20 protein-coding genes are annotated in these 21707 nt (G+C 67.7%); 5 read left to right on the top strand and 15 right to left on the bottom strand.

The features are described from left to right. Positions 1 to 4: 4 nt before the first annotated feature. The gene (locus L8H00_RS03720) at positions 5 to 214 is read left to right on the top strand and encodes a hypothetical protein (protein ID WP_242095859.1); all 210 of its coding nucleotides are present in this window, start codon (positions 5 to 7) and stop codon (positions 212 to 214) included. 29 nt (positions 215 to 243) lie between these two features. Then, a complete protein-coding gene (locus L8H00_RS03715; RefSeq protein ID WP_242095858.1) occupies positions 244 to 1521 on the top strand; it encodes an MFS transporter in 1278 nt (425 codons plus the stop codon). A gap of 3 nt (positions 1522 to 1524) precedes the next feature. On the opposite strand, the gene L8H00_RS03710 is transcribed toward L8H00_RS03715, so the two are convergent. From L8H00_RS03710 to L8H00_RS03680, 7 genes are all read right to left on the bottom strand, one after another. Further along, entirely contained in the window at positions 1525 to 3141 is a 1617-nt protein-coding gene (locus L8H00_RS03710; protein ID WP_242095857.1) for an alpha-glucosidase, read from the bottom strand. A 57-nt stretch (positions 3142 to 3198) separates the two neighbouring features. Continuing rightward, positions 3199 to 4539 carry a HAMP domain-containing sensor histidine kinase gene (locus tag L8H00_RS03705; RefSeq protein ID WP_242095856.1) on the bottom strand — a complete coding sequence of 447 codons (1341 nt, stop codon included), beginning with the start codon at positions 4537 to 4539 and terminating at the stop codon, positions 3199 to 3201. 24 nt (positions 4540 to 4563) lie between these two features. Next, on the bottom strand, positions 4564 to 5283 hold the full coding sequence (locus L8H00_RS03700) for a response regulator (RefSeq protein ID WP_242095855.1): 720 nt from the start codon (positions 5281 to 5283) through the stop codon (positions 4564 to 4566). Between the two features lie 52 nt (positions 5284 to 5335). After that, positions 5336 to 5878 (bottom strand): hypothetical protein, encoded by a 543-nt coding sequence (locus tag L8H00_RS03695; protein WP_242095854.1) that lies wholly within the window; start codon positions 5876 to 5878, stop codon positions 5336 to 5338. A gap of 97 nt (positions 5879 to 5975) precedes the next feature. Then, a complete protein-coding gene (locus L8H00_RS03690; RefSeq protein ID WP_242095853.1) occupies positions 5976 to 6749 on the bottom strand; it encodes a thioesterase family protein in 774 nt (257 codons plus the stop codon). Further along, positions 6746 to 8263: a class I adenylate-forming enzyme family protein gene (locus L8H00_RS03685; RefSeq protein ID WP_242095852.1), complete on the bottom strand. Its 1518-nt coding sequence runs from the start codon at positions 8261 to 8263 to the stop codon at positions 6746 to 6748. Before L8H00_RS03685 ends, L8H00_RS03690 begins: the two co-directional genes overlap by 4 nt. A 74-nt stretch (positions 8264 to 8337) precedes the next feature. After that, positions 8338 to 9021, bottom strand: coding sequence for a glutathione binding-like protein (locus L8H00_RS03680; RefSeq protein ID WP_242095851.1), 684 nt, complete (start codon positions 9019 to 9021; stop codon positions 8338 to 8340). 152 nt (positions 9022 to 9173) lie between these two features. On the opposite strand from L8H00_RS03680, the gene L8H00_RS03675 reads away from it, so the two are divergent. Together L8H00_RS03675 and L8H00_RS03670 are read left to right on the top strand one after the other, a co-directional pair. Then, positions 9174 to 10394, top strand: coding sequence for an acyl-CoA dehydrogenase family protein (locus L8H00_RS03675; RefSeq protein ID WP_242095850.1), 1221 nt, complete (start codon positions 9174 to 9176; stop codon positions 10392 to 10394). Between the two features lie 82 nt (positions 10395 to 10476). Continuing rightward, positions 10477 to 11535, top strand: coding sequence for an acyl-CoA dehydrogenase family protein (locus L8H00_RS03670; RefSeq protein ID WP_242095849.1), 1059 nt, complete (start codon positions 10477 to 10479; stop codon positions 11533 to 11535). Between the two features lie 165 nt (positions 11536 to 11700). Here the strand turns inward: L8H00_RS03670 and L8H00_RS03665 are convergent, their stop codons facing one another. Genes L8H00_RS03665 through cysD form a run of 3 tightly spaced genes read right to left on the bottom strand, consistent with a single transcriptional unit; the run spans position 11701 to position 15826 of the window. Then, positions 11701 to 12864, bottom strand: a complete 1164-nt coding sequence (locus tag L8H00_RS03665) for a CaiB/BaiF CoA-transferase family protein (protein ID WP_242095848.1) — start codon at positions 12862 to 12864, stop codon at positions 11701 to 11703. A 17-nt stretch (positions 12865 to 12881) separates the two neighbouring features. Next, positions 12882 to 14783: a sulfate adenylyltransferase subunit CysN gene (gene cysN, locus L8H00_RS03660; protein WP_242095847.1), complete on the bottom strand. Its 1902-nt coding sequence runs from the start codon at positions 14781 to 14783 to the stop codon at positions 12882 to 12884. Then, positions 14783 to 15826 carry a sulfate adenylyltransferase subunit CysD gene (cysD, locus tag L8H00_RS03655; protein WP_347340706.1) on the bottom strand — a complete coding sequence of 348 codons (1044 nt, stop codon included), beginning with the start codon at positions 15824 to 15826 and terminating at the stop codon, positions 14783 to 14785. Before cysD ends, cysN begins: the two co-directional genes overlap by 1 nt. Here cysD and L8H00_RS18930 point away from each other — a divergent pair. Continuing rightward, on the top strand, positions 15785 to 16261 hold the full coding sequence (locus tag L8H00_RS18930; protein ID WP_242095845.1) for a hypothetical protein: 477 nt from the start codon (positions 15785 to 15787) through the stop codon (positions 16259 to 16261). The two genes, cysD and L8H00_RS18930, sit on opposite strands and share 42 nt — an antisense overlap. Before the next feature lie 116 nt (positions 16262 to 16377). On the opposite strand, the gene L8H00_RS03645 is transcribed toward L8H00_RS18930, so the two are convergent. From L8H00_RS03645 to L8H00_RS03625, 5 genes are all read right to left on the bottom strand, one after another. Further along, a complete protein-coding gene (locus L8H00_RS03645; RefSeq protein WP_242095844.1) occupies positions 16378 to 18465 on the bottom strand; it encodes a catalase in 2088 nt (695 codons plus the stop codon). 86 nt (positions 18466 to 18551) lie between these two features. Next, positions 18552 to 19025, bottom strand: a complete 474-nt coding sequence (locus L8H00_RS03640; RefSeq protein ID WP_242095936.1) for a DUF4142 domain-containing protein — start codon at positions 19023 to 19025, stop codon at positions 18552 to 18554. 41 nt (positions 19026 to 19066) lie between these two features. Next, positions 19067 to 19852: an SDR family NAD(P)-dependent oxidoreductase gene (locus L8H00_RS03635; protein ID WP_242095843.1), complete on the bottom strand. Its 786-nt coding sequence runs from the start codon at positions 19850 to 19852 to the stop codon at positions 19067 to 19069. Positions 19853 to 19863: 11 nt separating this feature from the next. Continuing rightward, positions 19864 to 21066: a zinc-dependent alcohol dehydrogenase gene (locus L8H00_RS03630; RefSeq protein ID WP_242095842.1), complete on the bottom strand. Its 1203-nt coding sequence runs from the start codon at positions 21064 to 21066 to the stop codon at positions 19864 to 19866. Then, positions 21066 to 21644 (bottom strand): SRPBCC family protein, encoded by a 579-nt coding sequence (locus L8H00_RS03625; protein ID WP_242095841.1) that lies wholly within the window; start codon positions 21642 to 21644, stop codon positions 21066 to 21068. Before L8H00_RS03625 ends, L8H00_RS03630 begins: the two co-directional genes overlap by 1 nt. Between the last annotated feature and the right edge of the window lie 63 nt (positions 21645 to 21707).

Here is a 21707-nt window from a genome sequence, read left to right as displayed (position 1 = left end):
TCACATGCCGATCAAGCAGAACAGTCCCCAGACCGAGCCGGGCGTCGTGAGCGTGGAGCAGGGCCAGATCATCCTCGACGGGCCGGATGGCGTCGCGGTGGCGATGACCGCGGCGGCCGCGGCCGAGACCGGGCGCCGGCTGATCGCGGCCGCCGAGCAGGCGACCGGGAGCGATCGCGACGCTGGCGAACCGGTCGACGGGTTGCTGGCCTGAGCGGCGACGCGGCCCCGGCCGGATCGTCGGTGCCGGGCCGCGGCGTCCGGCTGCGGTCGATCCTGGGCGGGTCGGCCGGCAATCTGGTCGAATGGTTCGACTGGTATGCCTATTCGGCGTTCGCGCTGTATTTCGCGCCCGCATTCTTCCCCGCCGGCAACCGCACCGCGCAATTGCTGAACACCGCCGCCGTCTTCGCGGTCGGGTTTCTGATGCGGCCGGTGGGGGCATGGGCGATGGGCGTCTATGCTGATCGCCACGGGCGCAAGGCGGCGCTGACGCTGTCGGTCACGCTGATGTGCGCGGGCGCCTTCCTGATCGCGCTGTGCCCATCGTACCGGACGATTGGCTGGGGGGCGCCCGCGGTGCTAGTCTTCGCGCGGTTGCTGCAAGGATTGAGCGTCGGCGGCGAATATGGTGCGAGCGCGGTGTATCTGTCCGAGATGGCGGAGCGGTCGCGGCGGGGTTTCTATTCAAGCTTCCAATATGTCACGCTGATCGCCGGGCAGCAGGTCGCTTTGTGCGTGCTGCTGATCCTCCAGGCCTGGCTTCCCGAGGCTGCGCTCGACGCTTGGGGTTGGCGGATTCCGTTCGCGATTGGCGGGCTGCTCGCGATCGCGGTTTATCGGATCCGGCGGGGGCTGATCGAGACGCCCTCGTTCCGCAACGTTCAGCGCGGCGACGGGGCGCGATCGAGCGGGATGGCGCTGCTGCGCGATCATCCGCGCGAGGCGCTCACGGTGATGCTGCTCACCGCCGGCGGCACGCTCGCCTTCTACGCCTATACGATCTATCTCCAGAAATTCCTGGTGAACACCTCAGGGCTAACGCGGCAGAGCGCGACCGGGGTGATGGCGGTGGCGCTGACGCTCTACATGCTGCTCCAGCCGGTGGCGGGCGCCCTCTCGGATCGGATCGGGCGCAAGCCGCTGATGGTCGGCTTCGGCGGTGCGGGGGTGGCGTTCACCATCCCGATCTTCCTCGCGCTCGAACGGGTGCGAAGCCCGCTCGCCGCACTGGCGCTGGTCTGCGCCGCGCTGGTGATCGTCACCGGCTATACCGCGATCAACGCGGTGGTGAAGGCCGAACTCTTCCCGGCGCATATCCGCACGTTGGGCGTGGCATTGCCCTATGCGCTCGCCAACACGCTGTTCGGCGGCACCGCGGAATATGTCGCGCTATGGCTGAAGAATGCCGGACTCGAGCGCGGCTTCTACGTCTATGTCACCGCGATGATCGGCGTGTCGCTGGTCGTGTATCTGCGCATGGCGGATACGCGCACGACCAGCCGGATCGTCGAGGATTGAGCCTCAATCGGCCTCCGCGATGCACGCGCCGAAGCCGCCGAAGGTCCAGTCGCCCACCTGGTTGACCCGCTCGGCGATGCGCCACCGCTCGGCATCGGCCGGCGCCCAGTGTGTCGGTTCGCGGCGCATGTTGAACACGCAGAGCAGCCGCTCGCCGGGCGCGGTGCGCTCGATCGCTAGGATGGTGTCGCTCGCCTCCACCACGCGCAGGTCGCCGCGAGTCAATGCCACGCTGTCCTTGCGGATATGGAGCAGATGGCGGGTGAGATGGAGCAGCGAATGCTCGTCGCCCTCCTGCCGGTCGACCGCGAGCGCGGGATGGTCGTGTCCGACGGGCAGCCACGGCTTGGCGGTGGAGAAGCCCGCGTAGCGCTCGTCCGCGCGCCACGGCATCGGCGTGCGCGCGCCGTCGCGCGACAGCGTCAGCGGCCAGTTGGCGATCGCTTCGGGATCCTGCAGATCCTCATAGGCGATGGTCACCTGCGGCAGCCCCAGCTCCTCGCCATAATAGAGGAAGGCGTTGCCGCGCAGGCAGAGCAGCAGGAGCATCTTCATGCGCACGAACGCGTCGTGATCGGCGGCGTCGCTCCAGCGTGTCGGCGCGCGGGGCACGTCGTGATTCTCGAATGCCCAGCTCGGCCAGCCTTCGCCGGCATGCCCCGGCCAGCGTCCGATCGCATCCGCCACGGCGCGCGGCGTGAGCGCGGGCGTGTAGAGCAGTTCGAAGCCATAGGCGCTGTTCAGCCGATCGTCGCCGCGGGTGAAGAGCTTCATCTCGCGGTCGCTGTCGGCGCCGCCCACCTCGGCGACGGTGAAGCGCTCGCCCGGATAGGTGTCGAGCACCGCGCGCAGCCGCTCGAGAAAGCGCGGGATGTCGGCATGGCCCTGGTTGTGGACATGGAGCTGGAAATCGAACGGCCGGGTGCGGGGCGTTCCGTCGTCGGGTGCGGGCGGATTGTCGGCCAGGGCCGGATCGTGCATCGCGAAATTGATCGCATCGAGCCGGAAACCGTCGACGCCGCGATCGAGCCAGAATCGCGCGGTGTCGCACAGCGCGCTCTGCACCGCTTCCAGATGCACGTTGAGCTGCGGCTGCTCCTTCAGGAAATTGTGCATGTAATACTGGCGGCGGCGCGCGTCCCATGTCCAGGCGGCGCCCCCGAACACCGATTGCCAGTTGTTGGGCGGCGATCCCTCGGGCTTGGCATCGGCCCACACATACCAGTCGGCGCGCGGGTTGGTGCGGTCGGCGCGGCTGTCGGCAAACCAGGCGTGCTGGTCCGAGGTGTGCGCATAGACCTGATCGATGACGACCTTCAGCCCCAGCGCATGCGCGCGGGCGATCAGCGCGTCGAAATCGGCGAGCGTGCCGAAGATCGGATCGACATCCTCGTAATCCGCCACGTCATAGCCGAAATCGGCCATCGGCGAGGTGAAGAACGGAGACAGCCAGATGCCGTCCACGCCCAGCGCCGCGACATAATCGAGGTGCCGCGTGATCCCGACGAGATCGCCCACGCCGTCGCCGTTGGAATCGGCGAAGCTGCGCGGATAGATCTGGTAGATCACCGCGCCCTTCCACCAGGGATCGGCCGCGGGCGAGGATGGGGCATCGGTCATGGCAGGGCTCCCGGTCGTTCGGCAGGGCAACGTCGTTGCGCCTTTGCCGATCCCCGATCAGCGCGGCAAGTGGATCGTGGCCAGCAGGCCTCCGTTCGGGCGATTGGCGAGCACGATATCGCCGCCCGCCTCGCGCACGATCGCGCGGGCCAGCGCGAGGCCCAGGCCAATCCCGCCGGTCTCGCGGTTGCGCGACGTCTCCAGCCGGGTGAAGGCATCGAACACATCGCCCAGCCGGTCTTCGGGAATGCCCGGCCCTTGGTCGGCGACCGCGATGGTCACCGCATCCGCGTGGCGGGCGACGCCCACCGTCGCGGAGCCGCCATATTTGACGGCATTCTCGATGAGGTTGCGCACCGCGCGGCGGATCAGCGACGGCCGCAGCCGCAGCGTCAGCCGGTCCGCCTCGAGGAAGGTGACGTCGGCGCCGAGATCGCGGAAATCCTCGACCACGGCATCGACGAGCGCGGCCAGATCCACCTCGGTCGGCGCTTCGCTCGGACGGCCGAGGCGCGCGAGCGACAGGATGTCGTCCAGGGTGCGGTTCATCTCGGCGACCGTGTCGATCATGCGTGCCCGGTCGGTATCGTCCTCCACCGATTCGATGCGCACGCGAAGCGCCGCCAGCGGGGTGCGCAGATCATGGCCGATCGCGCCCAGCATCCGGTCCTTCTCGTCCAGCATCGCATCGACGCGCGAGCGCAGCGCGTTGAAGGCGGCAATCACCGCCGCGACGTCATGCGGCCCGCTGAGCGGCAGCGGCGCGGCGCCGTCGCCCGGGCGGAAGCGGCTCGCCGCCAGCGCCAGTCCCTCGAGCGGGCGCGAGATGTGCCGGCCGATCCACAACAGCGGCACCAGCACCATGCCGTAGAGGAGCAGCGTCTGCGCGACGAGCCGCCAGATCAACCAGCCGTCGCTGCCGGGCCACGGCACACGCTGCACGAACCATCCCCGCCCGGGCTGCTCGACCGCGACCAGCAGCTCGTAATCGGTCCATCGCGGACGGGCATGATGGTGGCGCGGCGCCGGCAGGTCGGGCGGCACGCCGGGTTGCGCCGGGCGGATGCCGGTGGCGATCCGGCCGACGCGGACGCCGTCTTCCGCCAGTTCGCGGCGCAGATCGGATTCGACGCGCGCCTCGCGCGGCAAGCGCGGATCGATCGGATCGGCATCGAGCCGCCGCACGCGGCCGTGATCGCCATCGGGCGCGCGGCCCTGCGCGGCGCGGTCGATCGCGTCGGCCACGCGCGCCGCGACCGGGCCCGCCACCTGTTCGTAGCGCAGCGTGCGCCGCTCGTGCAGGATCAGCGCGAAGTTGATCGCCTGCGCCACGAACAGCGCGATGCCGACCAGCAGGGCGAGCTGCCCCGCCAGCCGCCCGGGCCAGAGCCGCCTCACGAAACGCCGATCATCGGCGGCGCGTCACAGGCGCGTGACCTCGGTGGCGAGCATGTAACCGCCGCCCCACACCGTCTTGATGATCTCGGGCGCCTTGCCGTCCGCCTCGATCTTGCGGCGCAGGCGGCTGATCTGGTTGTCGATCGCCCGGTCGAACGCCGCCGCCTCGCGGCCTTGCGTCAAGTCGAGCAACTGGTCGCGCGTCAACACCTGGCGCGGGCGGGTGACGAGCGCCAGCAGGAGATTGTATTCGCCCGTCGACAGCGGCACCGAGACGCCCTCGCGGTCAATCAGCACGCGCTCGCCCGATCGCAACAGCCAGCCGGCAAAGCCATAGGCGCCGCTTTCGGGCGCATGCTGCCGCGTGCCGCCCGCGATGCGGCGGCGCAGCACCACCTTGATCCGCGCCGCCAGCTCGCGCGGCGAGAAGGGCTTCACGACATAATCGTCCGCGCCCATCTCCAGCCCGACGATCCGCTCGGTTTCCTCGGCGCGCGCGGTGAGCAGGATGACGGGCAGATCGCTGGTGGCGGCGATGTGGCGGCAGAGGCTCAAGCCGTCCTCGCCGGGCATCATGATGTCGAGGATCACCAGATCGATGGCATAGGCCGCGATCCGCGTCCGCGCGGCAGCGGCGTCCGCCGCCTGGGTCACGCGAAACCCCTGCTTGGCAAGGTAGGCAGCGAGCGGCTCGCGGATCGAGCGCTCGTCGTCGACTAGCAGGAGGTGGGGCGGTTCGCTCATCGCGGTCGGCATGCCAACGGCCGAAGAGGGCGTCGGCCGGTGGCGGGGCGCTTCACTGCGCGCCGGGGGTGCCGGGCGCGGGCGGCGGCGGTGTGTCGCCGTCGCGGCGCTCGTGCCGCATCTCGCGCATGTTGGCGATCTCGGTGCGGTCGATGCGGCCGTCGTGGTTGGCGTCCATCCGGTCGAACCGCTCGGCGGCGTGCGCCATATAATCGTCGCGAGTCATGTCGCGGCCGCCACGGGGACCGCCGCCGGGCCCGCGACCGTCGTGCCGCATTTCGCCCGACGGGGGTGAAGGCGGGGGCGGCGGGCTGGCGCCATCGGCGATCCGGCGATCGCGCATCGCCTGACGATAGGCCTCGCGCTCCCCGGCGGTGACGTGGCCGTCGTGATCGGCATCCATCTGCGCGAACCGCTGTGCGGCATCGGCCAGATATTCCTCGCGCGTGACGACGCCGTCGTGATTGGCGTCCGCCGCCATGACGTTCATGCCCGGCGGCCCCATGGGTGCCGGACCCGGCGGCGGCGTCTGGGCACCGGCTGCGGCGGCGATGCTGCCGCCGGCGATCGCGAGCGCGAGAAGAGCGGTCTTCATGGGTTCACCTTTTCTGTTTGGCTGGCACCGGGATAGGCGGCCGATGTCGCCGCGCTGTGTCGCGCGATCGACCCAAGTGTCGCAACATGTATCCGCGTCAGGCGAAGATCGCCACGCTCTGCATTCCTTCGGCAACCAGTTCGCCGGCGGCGTTCCACATCCGCATCGTCTGGCTCGATCCGCCCGCCCGCGCATGATCCGCCTGCGCCGACAACAGCCACCAGCCATCGCTGGTGGCGGGCGTGGCAGTGAGCAGGTTGACGATCCAGGTGAGCGAACTCACCGGGGCGGGGCCGCCACCCAGCAGCTTCAGCGCCGCGGGCGGCAGCGCGTCCGCGATCGCCATCAGCTCGACCATCGGATCGAGACCGTCCCGCGCGCGCAGCCGCACCCAGCGCTGCCATTCGGCCGGCGAATGCGCGCGCTTGCGATCGAGGAACTCGAAATTGCCGGTAAAGAAATCGGCCGGCCCGACGTAAAGCGCCGCACCCGGTTCGGGCGGTCCGTCGGGCGCCGCCACGCGCGCGTCGTGCGCGATCGCGGAGTCGCGTTCCGCCATGAAGGTGTAGGTCGCGCGGTAGCCGAGCCCCGCCTCCGACACGATGTCGGCCTGAACGAAGGCGGCGTTGCGCCCGCGCCGCAGCACCTGCGCGGTGACGCTCACCATGCCCGCCAGCGGCCCGATGAACGCGACGAGCGCGCTGCGGAGCGGCGGCAGATCCTCGTCCGCGCCACGGGCGGCGTGGATCGCCAGCGCGCTCGACAGCCCGCCATAGGCGGTGCGGCCCTGCAGCCAATCGGCCGGGATCGTGGTGCGAAACCCGCCGGCGATCGGCTCGGCGCCCGCCAGGATCGCGGCGATGGCTGTCATGCAAGCGAGTCGCGGAGTTCGCGCTTCAGCACCTTGCCAATCGCGCTGCGGGGCAGTTCATTGACGCGGTGCAGCGCGGAGAGCCGCTGGGTGCGGCCGAGGCGCGCGTTGGTCCAGCCGAGGATGTCGTCCGTCGCCGCGCCGCTCGCGCGCCCGACATAGACGCCGACGGGCGTTTCGCCCCAGGCCTCGCTCGGCATGCCGATCACCGCGCATTCCACCACGTCGGGATGCGTCGCGAGCACCGCCTCGAGGTCGGTCGGGTAGATGTTGAACCCGCCCGAGATCACCAGATCCTTCTTGCGGTCCATCAGGATCAGGAACCCGTCCTCGTCGAACCGGCCGACATCGCCGTGGCGGATATAGCGGTTGCCCGCCGCATCGTGCCATTCGGCGTCGTGCGTGGCAGCGTCGCGGCCGTGATAGCCGTTCATCATTGCCGGGCTGCGGCCGACCACCTCGCCCATCGCGCCGGGGGGCACCTCGCGTCCGTCATCGTCGATCAGGCGGATCTCGTGACCGGGCATCGGCTGGCCGACGGTGTTGAGCTTGTCGGGAAAGGCGGTGGCGTTCAGCCCGCACGACGCGCCGCCCTCGGTCATGCCGTAATATTCGACCAGCAGCCCCGGCCAGCGCGCGACCACGTCCGCCTTCAGCGCCGCGGAAAAGGGCGCGCTGGTGCTCGTCTTGAAACGGAAGCTCGCCAGATCGAACGCGTCGAAATCGGGCAGCGCCATGATCCGCTGATATTGCACCGGCACCAGCATCGTGTGCGTGGCGCGGTGCCGCTCGGCGAGTTCGAGATAGCGGCGCGCGTCGAACTTCGCCATCAGCACCACCGTGCCGCCCCAGCCGAGCGTCGGCAGAAAGCTGACGAGCGTGGTGTTCGAATAGAGCGGCGTGGCGATCATCGTCACCGCACTGTCGAACCCCGCCGCGGCGTTGCGCGAGATATGCTGCCAGCGCATCGCGTGGCTCTGCACGATGCCCTTGGGCGTGCCCGTGGTGCCCGACGAATAGATGATGTTGAACCCGTCCTCCGGCGCGACCGCGACAGGCCGGGGGCTGGCGCCCTCCGGCGCCAGCCAGTCGTCCAGCCCCTCGGGCAGCGACACCAGCCGCGCCGGGATCAGCCGATCGCCCAATGCCGTGCGGTTGGCGGCATCGGCGAAGAGGATCGGCGCGCCGCTATCCGCGACCATCGCGGCAATCGCGTCGGGGGTGGCCGAGGGCGCGATCGGGGTGGCGACGCAGCCCGCGCGCACCGCGCCCAGGAACAGCGCGGCATAAGCGGTGGAGGGTGCGGCGAGGATCGCCACCGCCTGCCCGTTCGCCACGAAGTCGCGCTGAAGCGCCGCGGCCACGCGGTCCATCATGGCGTCCAGCGCGGCATAGGTCAGGGTCCCGGCATCGTCCGCCACCGCGATCCGCTCGGGGCGCTCCAGCGCGTGGGCTCGGATCAGATCCGGCAGCGTGGCGAAGCCGGAGGCGAGCATGTCGGGTGCCGTCGTCATGCCGTATCGCTAGGCGAACCGACCGGCGAACGCCATACGCGATCTTCTAAAACGCGACGCGCCGGGGTAAAGCCTCAGCGCTGGCCGAAAAGCACCTTGCGCTGTTCGTCGGTCATCTCGGGCGGGCTCGCCTGGATCGCGGCGCCCTTGGCATAGGCAGCCGCGGTGGCGGGTCGTTCGGCGATCGCCTCGAACCAGCGCTTCACGTTCGGAAAGTCGTCCAGCGACTGGCCCTGCGCTTCGTGCGGCACGATCCAAGGATAGCAGGCCATGTCCGCGATCGAATAGTCGCCGGCGACGAACGCCCGGCCCTCCAGCCGGCGATCGAGGACGCCGTAGAGCCGCCGCGTCTCGTTCACATAGCGGTCGATGGCGTAGGGGATCTTCTCGGGCGCGTAGCGATTGAAATGATGGTTCTGCCCGAGCATCGGGCCGAGGCCGCCCATCTGCCACATCAGCCATTCGGTCGTCGCCGTGCGGCCGCGGAGGTCCGGCGCGATGAAGCGGCCGGTCTTGTCGGCGAGGTACAGCAGGATCGCGCCCGATTCGAAGACGGTGACGGGTTCGCCGCCATCGGCGGGCGCTCGATCGACGATCGCGGGCATGCGGTTGTTGGGCGAGAAGGCGAGGAACTCGGGCGCGAATTGCTCGCCCTTGCCGATGTTCACCGGGTGGATCGCGTAATCGAGCCCGGCCTCTTCGAGAAACAGCGCGATCTTGTGGCCGTTGGGGGTGGGCCAATAATGAAGTTCGATCATGCGCGCGCTCCTGGAGTGTGGGTTGCGGGACGAAGATGGTGTGCCTGCTCGGCCCGGCAAGCGCGGCCCTCAGCAAAGCGCTGGCGATCCGCGCCGATCCGTGGCATGGGCGGCCATACCCGATCTTCGGATTCGGCCCCAGGAGACATGCCATGGCGACCGCCGCCGAGCTCGACCGACCCGCAAACGCGACCGACGCTTTCCGTGAAGAGGCGCGCGGGTGGCTGGCCGCGAACTTCCCGCCCGCGCTGAAGGGCAAGGACAATGCGATGTCCGCGATCGACGGCCCGGCCGAGCCGAGCGCCGACGAAGCGGCATGGACCAAGGCGATGGGCGAAAAGGGCTGGGGCGTCCCCACCTGGCCTGCGGCCTATGGCGGCGGCGGGCTCGACCGGGCGCAGGCGCGCGTGCTGGCCGAGGAGATGGCGCGGATCGGCGCGTGGAACCCTATCGGCGGCATGGGCGTGATGATGTTCGGCCCCACGCTCCTGGAATATGGCAGCGAGGCGCAAAAGCTGGAGCATATCCCCGGCATCGCCACCGGCAAGGTTCGCTGGTGCCAGGGCTATTCGGAGCCGGGCGCCGGATCGGATCTCGCCGCGCTTCAGATGTTCGCCGAAGACCAGGGCGATCATTATGTCGTCAACGGGCAGAAGACCTGGACGAGCGGCGGCCAATGGGCCGACAAATGCTTCGCGCTGGTCCGCACCGATCGGACGAAGAAGCATGAAGGCATCAGCTTCCTGCTGATCGACATGGATGCGCCGGGCGTCGAGGTGAAGCCGATCCGGCTGATCTCGGGCTCGTCGCCCTTTTGCGAGACCTTCTTCACCGATGTCCGCGTGCCCAAGGCCAATCTGGTCGGCCGCGAGGGCGAGGGGTGGACGATCGGCAAGCGGCTGCTCCAGCACGAACGCTCCAGCCTGTCGGGCGGCGGCGGCTCGGCCGGGCGGATGCTCACCGGCAAGACGGTGAGCGAACTCGCCAAGGATTATCGCGGCACCGACGAACAGGGGCGGCTGGCGGACGCCGATCTGCGCATGCGGATCGTGCGCCACGAGATGGACACGCGCGCCTTCATGCTGACGCTGCGCCGCGCCGCGCTGGAGGCCAAGTCGAACCAGGGCCCGTCCGCCGCCACGTCGATCATGAAGAATGTCGGCGCGCGGATCATCCAGGACAAGGCCGAACTGGGCGTCGAGATCATGGGCATGAACGGCCTTGGCTGGGAAGGCGAGGGCTTCGCGCCCGCCGAGATCCAGCAGACGCGCACCTGGCTGTGGGGCAAGGCGGTGTCGATCTATGGCGGCTCCAGCGAGATCCAGAACAACGTGATCGCCAAGCGCATCCTCGGCATGCTCGATCACCAGTAAATTCACGGTTTGGAGAGGGGAGAGGCGGGGGGCCGGCTTTGGCCGGACCCCCCGCCGCCACTCCGCAACAGGGTAGAGGCACATGGCCGTTCTGAACGACGAACAGACGATGCTCCGCGACATGGCGCGCGAATGGGCGGACAACGAAGCGCCCGTCACCGCGCTGCGCCGGATGCGCGACGTCGGCGACACCGCGAGTGCCAGCTGGGGCGAGATCGGCCAGATGGGCTGGGCGGGGATCGTCGTTCCCGAAGAACATGGTGGATCGGCGTTCGGCTATCTGTCGCTGGGGCTCGTGCTCGAACAGCTTGGCCGCAATCTCTCCGTCACGCCGCTCGCCTCCACCGGCCCGGCCGCGACGGCGATCGTGATGGGCGACGATGCGGGCGCCAAGGCCGAATGGCTGCCGAAGATCGCGGCCGGCGATGTCATCGCGACGCTTGCGATCGACGAGGGGCCGTTCCACGATCCGGCCCGGCTCGCGACGACGGTCGAGGGAGGTCGGCTGACGGGCACGAAGGCGTTCGTGGCGGAAGGCGATTCGGCCGCGCTGTTCGTGGTTTCGGCGGCCGACGGGCTCTACCTCGTGGCGGACGGCGAAGGAGTCGCCCGTTCGCCGCGGCACATGGCGGATTCGCGCGATCATGCCGAACTGCGCTTCGACGCTGCGCCCGCGATCCGGCTGGGTGGTCCCGAACTCACCGCCGCTATTGTCGATCGCGCGACGGCGGTGCTCGCCGCCGAGATGCTGGGCATGGCGGAACAGGCGTTCGCGACCACCAACGACTATCTCAAAACGCGCGTTCAGTTCGGCCAGCCGCTCGCCAGCTTCCAGGCGCTGCAGCACCGGATGGCGAAGATGTTCACCGAACTCGAGCTGATGCGATCGGTGGTGGAGGGTGCGCTGGAGGCGATCGACGCCCGCTGTTCCGATCTCGATCAGGCGGTGAGCCTCGCCAAGGCCGTGGCGGGCGACACGCTGAAGCTCGTCAGCCGCGAGATGGTGCAGCTTCACGGCGGCATCGGCATGACCGACGAGCATGACGCCGGCCTTTACATGAAGCGCGCGGCGGTGCTGGAGACGATGTGGGGCAACGCCGCCTATCACCGCGAACGCTTCGCGCGCCTCAACGGTTATTGATCGGGCGCGGGCACCTCGCACAGGATGACGCCGGCGAGTTTCCCCCAGTTTCGTTCGTGCCGAGCTTGTCGAAGCACGCGCGCTGCAGTCGCACCGTTGCTCGCGGCGCAGGCGCTTCGACAAGCTCAGGGCGAATGGCGAGGGGTAATTCGGCCTGAAAGATCCCTAGCGCGGCAGCCAGACCGCGCCGGCATGCTCGCCCAGGCGTGGCGAGGGGCGGCCCGATCCCATCCGTTCGCCGTCGATCACGATCGGCGGCGCGAGCCCGGGCAGCGTGCCGCCGGCCTTTTCGGGCAGGGAGAGCGCCATCGCCCGCGCGCGGACCTGCGGATCGGCGAACACCTGATCGATCCGGTTGACCGGCCCCACCGGCACCCCCGCCGCCTCCAGCGCGGCGAGCAGGGCGGCGCTGGTCGCCAGCACGGTGCGCGCGGTCACCAGCGGCAGCAGCGTCGCGCGGTTCGTCACGCGCGCGGGGTTGGTGGCGAAGCGCGGGTCGGCGGCGAGGTCGGGTATGCCCAGCACGTCGCATAGCCTGGCGAACTGGCGGTCGTTGCCCACCGCCACGATCAGGTCGCCGTCCGCGGTCGGGAAGCTCTGATAGGGCGCGAGGTTCGCATGACCGTTGCCCATCCGGCCCGGCACCACGCCGCTTGCCATCCAGTTCAGCGCTTGGTTGCCGAGCGCGCCCACCTGCGTGTCGAGCAGCGCCATGTCGATAATGCCGCCCCGGCCGGTCGCGTGGCGCCGCTCGATCGCCGCCATGATCGCGACGACCGCATAGACGCCGGTGAACAGATCGGCATAGGCGACGCCGGTCTTCTGCGGCGGCCCGTCGGGCTCGCCCGTGATCGACATCATCCCGCCCATGCCCTGCACGATAAAGTCGTAGCCGGCGCGCGGCGCATAGGGGCCGGTCTGGCCAAATCCCGTGACCGAACAATAGACCAGCCGCGAGTTGCGCGCGGTGAGCGCCGCGGCGTCTAGGCCGTATTTGACAAGGCCGCCGACCTTGTAATTCTCGATCACCACATCCGCTTCGTCGGCCAGCGCGCGCACCTCAGCCTGCCCCGCGTCGGTCGCCAGATCGATCGCGACGGATCGCTTGCCGCGGTTGCAGCTATGATAATATGCCGCGCCCAGATCGGTCCCGTCCGCGGCGCTCAGGAAGGGCGGACCCCAATGGCGGGTGTCGTCGCCCTCGCCGGGGCGCTCGACCTTGACGACGTCGGCCCCCAGATCGGCGAGCAACTGCCCCGCCCAGGGTCCGGCCAGGATGCGCGCGAGTTCGAGGACGCGGAGGCCGGCGAGGGGAAGGGGAGCGGTCATTCGTTGCGCCTAGCACATCAGCCGAGCCCGAGCAGCGCCTCCACGATCTGCTGCGCCGCGGCCTCCGGGCTGGTCGTTCGCGTGTCGATCCGCAGCTCGGGCGCTTCGGGCACCTCATAGGGGCTGTCGATCCCCGTGAAGTTGCGCAGTCGCCCGGCGCGCGCCTTCGCATAGAGGCCCTTCACGTCGCGCGCCTCGGCATCTTCCAGCGGCGTGTCGATGAAAATCTCGAGAAACTCGCCCGGCGCCATCATCTCGCGCACCATCTGCCGTTCGGCGCGGAACGGCGAGATGAAGGCGGTGACGACGATCAGCCCGGCATCGGTCATCAGCCGTGCGACCTCGCCGACGCGACGGATATTCTCGATCCGGTCGGCGTCGGTGAAGCCCAGATCGCGGTTGAGGCCGTGCCGAACATTGTCGCCGTCGAGCAGGAAGGTGTGGCGGTTCATCAGCGCGAGGCGCTTCTCGACCAGGTTCGCGATGGTCGACTTGCCCGCACCCGACAGGCCGGTCAGCCACAGCACCGCGGGGCGCTGGTTCTTCAGCGCGGCATGGTGCGCACGGCCGATGTCGGTCGCCTGCCAATGGACGTTCTGCGCGCGGCGCAGCGAGAAGTTGAGCATCCCCGCCGCCACCGTCGCGTTGGTGATGCGGTCGATGAGAATGAAGCCGCCCAGCGCGCGGCTTTCGCCATAGGGCGCGAACACGATCGGGCGATCGGTGCTGAGCGTCGCCACGCCGATCGCGTTCAGGTCGAGCGTCTTCGTCGCCAGATGTTCGAGCGTGTTGACGTTGACCTGGTATTTGGGCGGCTGAAGCGTCGCGGAGACGGTCTGCGTCGCCAGCTTCATCGCATAGGCGCGCCCGGGCAGCAGCGGCTCGTCCGCCATCCAGACGATCGTCGCTTCGAACTGGTCGGCCACCTGCGGCGGATCGCCAGCGGCCGCGATCACGTCGCCGCGCGAGCAATCGATTTCGTCGGCGAGCGTCAGCGTCACCGACTGGCCGGCAACCGCGTGCGGCAGATCGCCGTCCATCGTCACGATCCGCGCGACCTGCGACGTCTTGCCCGATGGCAGCACGCGAATGGAGTCGCCCGGCGCGATCCGCCCTTCGGCGACGAGCCCGGCGAACCCGCGGAAGTCGAGATCGGGGCGCGACACCCATTGGACGGGCATGCGGAACGGCCGCCCCTCGGTCTCGTCCTCCAGCGTCACCGTCTCCAGATGCGCCAGCAGCGCGGGGCCGGCATACCACGGCGTGTTCGCGCTCGGCGCGGCGATGTTGTCGCCCGCGAAGCCCGAGATCGGGATAGGGGTGAAGCCGGCGAGCCCCACGCTTTCGGCAAAGGCGGCGAACTCGGCCACGATCGCGTCATAGCGAACCTGGTCGTAGCCGATCAGGTCCATCTTGTTCACCGTGAGCACGAAGCGCCGGATGCCGAGCAGATGCGCGAGATAGCCATGCCGCCGCGTCTGGGTCAGCACGCCCTTGCGCGCATCCACCAGGATCACCGCCAGATCGGCGGTAGAGGCCGCGGTCACCATGTTGCGGGTATATTGTTCGTGGCCCGGCGTGTCGGCGATGATGAACTTGCGCGCGGGCGTCGCGAAGAATCGGTACGCCACGTCGATCGTGATGCCCTGTTCGCGCTCGGCCGCTAGCCCGTCGACCAGCAAGGCGAAGTCGATCGCCTGCCCCTGCGTCCCCATCCGGCGGCTATCGCGCTCCAGATCGGCGAGCTGATCGGCGAAGATCGTCTTGGAATCGTAGAGCAGCCGGCCGATCAGCGTGGACTTGCCGTCGTCCACCGATCCGCAGGTTATGAAGCGGAGTAGCGCCTTGTCGCGGTGCGCGGCGAGATAGCCGTCGATGTCGGACGCGATCTGCGCGTCGGGGCGGTAATCCTGGTCCATCAGAAATACCCCTCCTGCTTCTTCTTCTCCATGCTCGCCGCCTGATCCCGGTCGATGGCGCGGCCCTGGCGCTCGGACGTGGTGGTCAGCAGCATTTCCTGGATCACCTGCGACAGCGTCGTCGCCTCGCTCTCCACCGCACCGGTCAGCGGATAGCAGCCGAGCGTGCGGAAGCGGATCGAACGTTCGACGGGCACCTCGCCGGGTTCGAGGCGGAAGCGGTCGTCGTCTACCATCAGTAGCATGCCGTCGCGTTCGACGGTCGGGCGGGGGGCGGCGAAATAGAGCGGGACGATCGGGATCGCCTCGGCCTGGATATATTGCCAGACGTCCAGCTCCGTCCAGTTCGAGATCGGGAAGACGCGGATGCTCTCGCCCTTCGCCTTGCGCGCATTGTAGAGATGCCAGAGCTCGGGACGCTGGTTTTTGGGATCCCAACGGTGGTTGGCCGAGCGGAACGAGAAGATCCGTTCCTTGGCGCGGGCCTTCTCCTCGTCGCGTCGCGCGCCGCCGAACGCCGCATCGAAGCCGTGCAGGTCGAGCGCCTGTTTCAGCCCCTCGGTCTTCCACAGATCGGTGTGGAGCGCGCCATGGTCGAACGGGTTGATCCCGCGAGCGAGCGCATCGGGATTGCGGTGGACGAGCAGCTCCATCCCGGCATCCGCCGCCATCCGGTCGCGCAGATCGTACATCGCGCGGAACTTCCACGTCGTATCGACATGAAGCAGTGGGAAGGGCGGCGGCGCGGGGTAGAAGGCCTTGCGCGCGAGATGCAGCATCACCGCCGAATCCTTGCCCACCGAATAGAGCATCACCGGTCGTTCCGCCTCGGCGACGACCTCGCGCAGGATGTGGATTGATTCGGCTTCGAGGCGCTGAAGATGGGTGAGGATCGCGGTGGGCATGCCGCGCGTCTTGCCATGATGCGGCGGCCGATGGGGAGCAGCATTTCTTTTTCGCCGCCAAGCCGCATAGACCGACCCACCGCAATGGAGAGACGCATGGAAACCCCGACCGAGAGACTGAACCGCATCCGCGACGATTGCCGCCGTATGGTCACGCGCCGTGCGCTGATGGCAGCGGGCGCGTCGGTGGTGCCGGTGCCGGGCGCGGACATGGTCGCCGATATCGGCATCCTGACGACCTTGCTGCCCAAGATCAGCGAGCGTTTCGGACTCGATCACGCCCATGTGGCGAAGCTCGATCCGCAGAACGCGCAGAAGGTTCTCGTGTTCGCCTCGACACTCGGCAACAGCGTGATCGGAAAGACGATTTCGCGCGAGATCGTGGTCCGGCTGCTGAAGCGGGTCGGTATCCGGCTGGCGGCCGGTTCGGCGGCGAAATATGTGCCGCTGCTGGGATCGGCGCTGGCGGCGGGTATCGGCTTCGGCGCGATGAAGCTGATCGGCAACCGTCATATCGACGATTGCTACCGCACCGCGATGGCGATGGCGGAACAGGGCAAGCTGGAGGCCTGACATAGTCGTTCCCCAGCGGAGCCGGGGCCCAGTCGAGAAGGCCGGGGTGGCGGAGCGTATCCCGCCATCAGCGCCCCACACCTGGGCCCCGGCCTCCGCCGGGGAACAGGTGGCTTTTACGCCAGCGTGCGGACCTTCGGCTCGCGGTCCCAGTAACGCTTCTTGGCCGCCTCCACGAAGCCATCGAGATCGGTGACGCCTTCGTCGGGCTCCACGCCTGCCTTATCGAGCAGCGGCTGGGCGTCGGCATTGGCGCCGATCGCCTTCAGGTGGCCGAAGCCATCCATCACCCACTGTACCGCCGCGCCTTCCTTGACGAGCTTCGCGCACGCCTCGGCCGACAGGATGACCGCGCAGGCATCGACAGTGGGCGAGGGCTGGCCGAAGAGCTGGGCATCCGCGGCGACCGCGCTGCCGTCCGACAGCGGCACCTTGCCGACCTTGGGCGCGATGATCTTGGCATGGCCCTTGGCCGCCGCGATCGCGCTCGTCACCGCGTTCAACGCCGCCGCATCGGTACCGTCGGCGATCAGGATGCCGACCGTCTTGCCCTCCAGGCTGTGCATCTCGAGCGGGCCGCGGATGATGCGCAGCGCAGGCGAGGGATCCATGTCGATCACCGGCGCCGCGGTCGGCGACGCCTCGGGCAGGTCCATCGCCAGACCATCGGCGACGCGGGTGGCGAGACCTTCGTCCACGTTGCGCAGATTGGCCATCATCTGCAGACGGACATGATCGAGCGACACCTTGCTCAGCTCGAACACAAGCGCCGACGCGATATGCGCCTGCTCGGCCGGGTCCATCGAGCGGAAGAACAGCCGCGCCTGGCTGTAATGGTCGGCGAAGCTCTCGGGGCGGATGCGCAGCTTCTGACCCTGTTCCTCGGACGGGAAGGTCTTGTAGCCGTTGTCCGGATCCTCGCGGAACCCGCCGGGCTCGCCCGCCTTGGCCAGGCTGTTCGGCTCGTAATTGGCGCGGCCCTTGGGCACGCCCATTTGCATATGGCCGTCGCGCTGCTGGTTAGAATAGGGGCTGCCGCTCGCGGTGGCCTTGGCGGCGTTGATCGGCAACTGGTGGAAGTTCACCGAGCCGAGCCGCGAAAGCTGCGTGTCGGTATAGCTGAACAGGCGGCCCTGCAGCAGCGGATCGTTGGAGAAGCCGATACCGGGCACGACATGGCTCGGCACGAACGCGGCCTGCTCGGTCTCGGCGAAGAAGTTGTCGGGATACCGATCGAGCACCATCTTGCCGACGATGCGGACGGGCAGCACCTCTTCGGGGATGATCTTCGTGGCGTCGAGCACGTCATAAGGCTGGCTGTTGGCGAAATCCTCGTCGAAGAGCTGCAGGCCCAGCTCCCACTCGGGATAGTCACCACGCTCGATCCGCTCGAACAGGTCGCGGCGCTGGAAATCGGGATCGGCACCGGCGATCTTTACTGTCTCGTCCCAGATCGTCGAGGCCAGGCCCGCCTTGGGTTTCCAATGAAACTTCACGAAGGTCGACTTGCCCGCCTTGTTGACGAGGCGGAAGGTATGGACGCCGAAACCTTCCATGTTCGCGAAGGTGCGCGGCAGCGTGCGGTCCGACATCGCCCACATGATCATGTGCGTCGATTCGGGCATCAGCGAGATGAAGTCCCAGAAGGTATCATGCGCGGTCGCCGCCTGCGGATAGCCGCGATCCGCCTCCATCTTGGCGGCGTGGATCAGGTCCGGGAATTTGATCGCGTCCTGGATGAAAAACACAGGGATGTTGTTGCCGACCAAATCCCAATTGCCCTCGCGGGTGTAGAATTTCACGGCGAAGCCGCGCACGTCGCGCGGGGTGTCGATCGATCCGGCGCCGCCCGCCACCGTCGAGAAGCGCGTGAACACCTCGGTGCGCTGCCCCTTCTTCTGGAACAGGTCCGCGCAGGTGATGTCGGCAAGGCTCTCGGTACATTCGAAATAGCCGTGCGCGGCCGAACCGCGCGCGTGGACGATACGCTCGGGGATACGCTCGTGATCGAAATGGTTGATCTTCTCGCGGTAGATCTCGTCCTCGAGCAGGACGGGGCCGCGGTCGCCGGCCTTCAGCTGGTTCTGATTGTCGGCGATCGGCGTGCCGTGGTTGGTCGTCAGCACGGGATGCTCGTCGTCGTTGCGCTGGTGCGTCTCGCCGCCATTGCCGGGGTTGAGCGAAGCGGGGGTGAAATCGGTCATGGCGGCAGTCTCCGGATATAAAGGACGCGGCCGGTTTCCCGGCCGCGTGGAACGTCATGAACGGGCGACCATCGGCCGCCCGATCCTTACATGGACTGGAGCATCGCGATGTGGCCCTGCACGACGGGCACGATCTTCGATGCGGCCATCTTGAGTGGATCGATCGTGCCGTTGTCCGCATAGGTCTGATGCAGCGTCAGCGCCTGCTGATGCGCGGCCTTCTGCTGGGTCACGTACAGCCGATCACGCGCGGTGCCCTTGGCGGCGCGCAGCTTGGCCAAATCGCTGCTCTGCATCGCGTTCAGATGCGGCGGCGCCACTTTCATGCCGGCCTGCATCGCGGCGGCCTTCACGTCGTTGGTGCTGGTCGTGTGATCGGTCACCATCTGATTGGCGAAAGTCTTCAGATCGGCGTTCTTGGTGGAGGCCATCTCGACCTTGGCGGACTCGATCTCGAACAGGTCGCCAGCACCCGCCTTCATCACATAGGTCGTACCGGTCATCGCCTGCGCACTGGCCATCGTCGGCATCGCCATCAGCGCGATCGCGCCCAAAATCATCTTCACGGCATTTCTCCTCTGTTGTTCGAACGTTACGCGTATCAGTCGTTCGCGGTTCCGGGCTCGGCCATCTTGCGATGCTGCTCGGCCAGAATGGCGTTGGGCGTGACGTTCGCGATCGCCGACTGGATCTTGTTCTTCCAGCCCGAGGCGACCGCGGCCTTGCCCGCCATCAGCGCGTCCCAGCCATCCTTGGCGACATCGGCCGGATCGCTCTTGCTGTCCGACGCGCCGACCGAGGTGTCGAGCATGTCACCGCGCGCGAAGAACTCGGTCTCGACCGGACCCGGCATCAGATTGGTGATGGTGACGCCGTCGGAATCCTTCAGCTCGTTCTGGATGGCGGCGACGAAGCTGTCCACGAAGGCCTTGGTGCCGTTGTACACCGCCTGGAACGCACCGGGAATGTAGCCCGCGATCGAGCCGGTGACGAGCACCTTGCCCTCGTTGCGCGCGACCATTGGCGGCAGCACCTTCTGGAGCAGATAGAGCGTGCCGACGATATTGGTGTCGACGACATGACGCCAGTCGGCAAACTTCTGGTCCAGGAACGCATGGCCGAGGCCATGTCCGGCATTGGCGCAGAGCAGATCGACCTGACGCCCGTTCGTGGCGGCCAGCAGGCTGTCGACGCCTTCCACGGTCGACAGATCGGCGTTCACCGACGTGACGGTCGTGCCGAATTGCTTGAAGTCCTCGGCCGCGGCATCGATCAGCGGCTCGTTCGCCACCACGAGAATGTCGCAACCGTTCTTGGCGGCGAGCGTCGCCAGTTCGAAGCCGATGCCCGTCGAGGCCCCGGTGATGATCGCGAATTTGTTAGCCATATCCATTCTCCTCAAGCGGGCATTTCGACTTTGGTCTTCGCCAGACCAGGCTTCAGCACGATCTTGGTCGCGACATCCTGATGGTCGTGGAACAGCTTGTAGCCATCCGCCGCGTTCTCCAGCGGCAACCGATGCGAGATCAGGAAGGTCGTATCGATCTTCCCTTCCATGATCGCGTTCAACAGGCCCGGCAGATAATGCTGGACGTGCGTCTGCCCGGTCTTGAGCGTCAGCCCCTTCTCCATGAAGGCGCCGAGCGGGAACTTGTCGACGAAGCCGCCATAGACCGCAGGCATCGACACGCGGCCACCCTTGCGGCAGGCGATGATCGCCTGGCGGATCGAATGCGGGCGATCGGTGCCGAGGAACATCGATGCCTTGATCTGGTCGATCACATTGTCGACGAACAGGCCGTGCGCCTCCAGGCCGACGGCATCGATCACCGCATCGGGGCCGATTCCGCCCGTCATCTCCATCAGCGCCTCATAGACCGCGCTTTCCTTGAAGTTGATCGTTTCGGCGCCGAAGCCTTTGGCGAGCTCGAGCCGGTGCGGGAAATGGTCGATCGCGATGACGCGCTCGGCACCCATCAGGAACGCCGACTGTACCGCGAACAGGCCAACCGGGCCGCAACCCCATACCGCCACGGTGTCGCCGGGCTCGATCTGCGCATATTCCGCCGCCTGCCAGCCCGTGGGCAGGATGTCGGAAAGGAACAGCACCTTGTCGTCCTCAATTCCATCGGGGATGACGATCGGGCCGACATCGCTGAACGGCACGCGAACATATTCGGCCTGGCCGCCGGCATAGCCGCCGGTCATGTGGCTATAACCGAACAGGCCGCTCATCGGCTGGCCGTACAGCTCCTGCGCGATGTCCTGATTGTCGGCGGGCAGGCCGTTGTCGCACGCCGAATATTGGTGCTTGCCGCAATGATAGCAGCTTCCGCATGCGATCGTGAACGGCACGACGACGCGTTGGCCCTTCTTCAACGTCGATTTGGAGCCGGTCTCGACCACCTCGCCCATGAACTCGTGGCCGAGAATGTCGCCCGCCTTCATGGTGGGGATATAACCGTCGTAAAGGTGGAGGTCCGAGCCGCAGATCGCGGTCGAGGTCACCTTGATGATGCAGTCGCGCGGGTTGACGATCTCGGGATCGTCCACCGTATCGACGCGAACGTCATGGCGGCCATGCCAGGCAAGTGCGCGCATCAGCCCAGTTCCTCTTCATGTTCGGCGACGGTGCGCGCAGACGTCGCGATCTCGCCGGTTTCCATCAGTTGCTTGAAGCGACGCAAGTCGCGGCGTGCCTGGATCGCGGGTTCACGCTGAAACATCTTGGCGATCACCTTGCCGATCAGTCCGGCGGGCGGGTCGTAGAGGATCGTGGCGGTCACAACGGTGCCGCGGGCGCCCGCGTCGCGGAAGTCGACCCGGCCGCTGTTCGCGATGTCGGCGCCCTCCTCGGCGGTCCATGCGATGAAACGGTCCTGCGCCTCGTCAGTCACGCGTGCGTTCCACTCGACGGTGTGGCCGCCGGGGGCCTTCACCACCCAATGCGAGCGCGTGGCGTCGAGCGTGTCGATCCGCTCCACATTCTCCATCACCCGCGCCAGATTGGAAAAGTCGCGCCAGAAGGCGAAGAGTTCAGCCGCGGGGCGGTTGATCGTCACCGCGCGGCCGACGATCGAGTCGCCTTGCGCATCGGGAAACAGCACTCCGGCGCGTTCGACCGCGTCGCTGTCCTTGGATGCGGTCAACGGCGCATCGTCGGGGTGGGTGTGAGACATGCGTCGCTCCTGTGTTCGTCGCTGATTTCAAGCGCTTCACGACACGCGATGTTCCCCCCGCTT

The sequence above is a fragment of the Sphingomonas sp. CROZ-RG-20F-R02-07 genome (assembly GCF_022662335.1).
Taxonomy (GTDB): Bacteria; Pseudomonadota; Alphaproteobacteria; order Sphingomonadales; family Sphingomonadaceae; genus Sphingomonas.
Note: the sequence above shows the minus strand (reverse complement) of the source record. Positions and strands in the feature narration are given on the sequence as shown.

What these genes read in the sequence shown, in the direction of transcription:
- L8H00_RS03720 (WP_242095859.1), top strand. Translation starts at nt 5, where the DNA reads ATGCCGATCAAGCAGAACAGTCCCCAGACCGAGCCGGGCGTCGTGAGC.
- L8H00_RS03710 (WP_242095857.1), bottom strand. Translation starts at nt 3,141, where the DNA reads ATGACCGATGCCCCATCCTCGCCCGCGGCCGATCCCTGGTGGAAGGGC.
- L8H00_RS03700 (WP_242095855.1), bottom strand. Translation starts at nt 5,283, where the DNA reads ATGAGCGAACCGCCCCACCTCCTGCTAGTCGACGACGAGCGCTCGATC.
- L8H00_RS03695 (WP_242095854.1), bottom strand. Translation starts at nt 5,878, where the DNA reads ATGAAGACCGCTCTTCTCGCGCTCGCGATCGCCGGCGGCAGCATCGCC.
- L8H00_RS03690 (WP_242095853.1), bottom strand. Translation starts at nt 6,749, where the DNA reads ATGACAGCCATCGCCGCGATCCTGGCGGGCGCCGAGCCGATCGCCGGC.
- L8H00_RS03685 (WP_242095852.1), bottom strand. Translation starts at nt 8,263, where the DNA reads ATGACGACGGCACCCGACATGCTCGCCTCCGGCTTCGCCACGCTGCCG.
- L8H00_RS03680 (WP_242095851.1), bottom strand. Translation starts at nt 9,021, where the DNA reads ATGATCGAACTTCATTATTGGCCCACCCCCAACGGCCACAAGATCGCG.
- L8H00_RS03675 (WP_242095850.1), top strand. Translation starts at nt 9,174, where the DNA reads ATGGCGACCGCCGCCGAGCTCGACCGACCCGCAAACGCGACCGACGCT.
- L8H00_RS03670 (WP_242095849.1), top strand. Translation starts at nt 10,477, where the DNA reads ATGGCCGTTCTGAACGACGAACAGACGATGCTCCGCGACATGGCGCGC.
- L8H00_RS03665 (WP_242095848.1), bottom strand. Translation starts at nt 12,864, where the DNA reads ATGACCGCTCCCCTTCCCCTCGCCGGCCTCCGCGTCCTCGAACTCGCG.
- cysN (WP_242095847.1), bottom strand. Translation starts at nt 14,783, where the DNA reads ATGGACCAGGATTACCGCCCCGACGCGCAGATCGCGTCCGACATCGAC.
- L8H00_RS18930 (WP_242095845.1), top strand. Translation starts at nt 15,785, where the DNA reads ATGGAAACCCCGACCGAGAGACTGAACCGCATCCGCGACGATTGCCGC.
- L8H00_RS03645 (WP_242095844.1), bottom strand. Translation starts at nt 18,465, where the DNA reads ATGACCGATTTCACCCCCGCTTCGCTCAACCCCGGCAATGGCGGCGAG.
- L8H00_RS03640 (WP_242095936.1), bottom strand. Translation starts at nt 19,025, where the DNA reads ATGATTTTGGGCGCGATCGCGCTGATGGCGATGCCGACGATGGCCAGT.
- L8H00_RS03635 (WP_242095843.1), bottom strand. Translation starts at nt 19,852, where the DNA reads ATGGCTAACAAATTCGCGATCATCACCGGGGCCTCGACGGGCATCGGC.
- L8H00_RS03630 (WP_242095842.1), bottom strand. Translation starts at nt 21,066, where the DNA reads ATGCGCGCACTTGCCTGGCATGGCCGCCATGACGTTCGCGTCGATACG.
- L8H00_RS03625 (WP_242095841.1), bottom strand. Translation starts at nt 21,644, where the DNA reads ATGTCTCACACCCACCCCGACGATGCGCCGTTGACCGCATCCAAGGAC.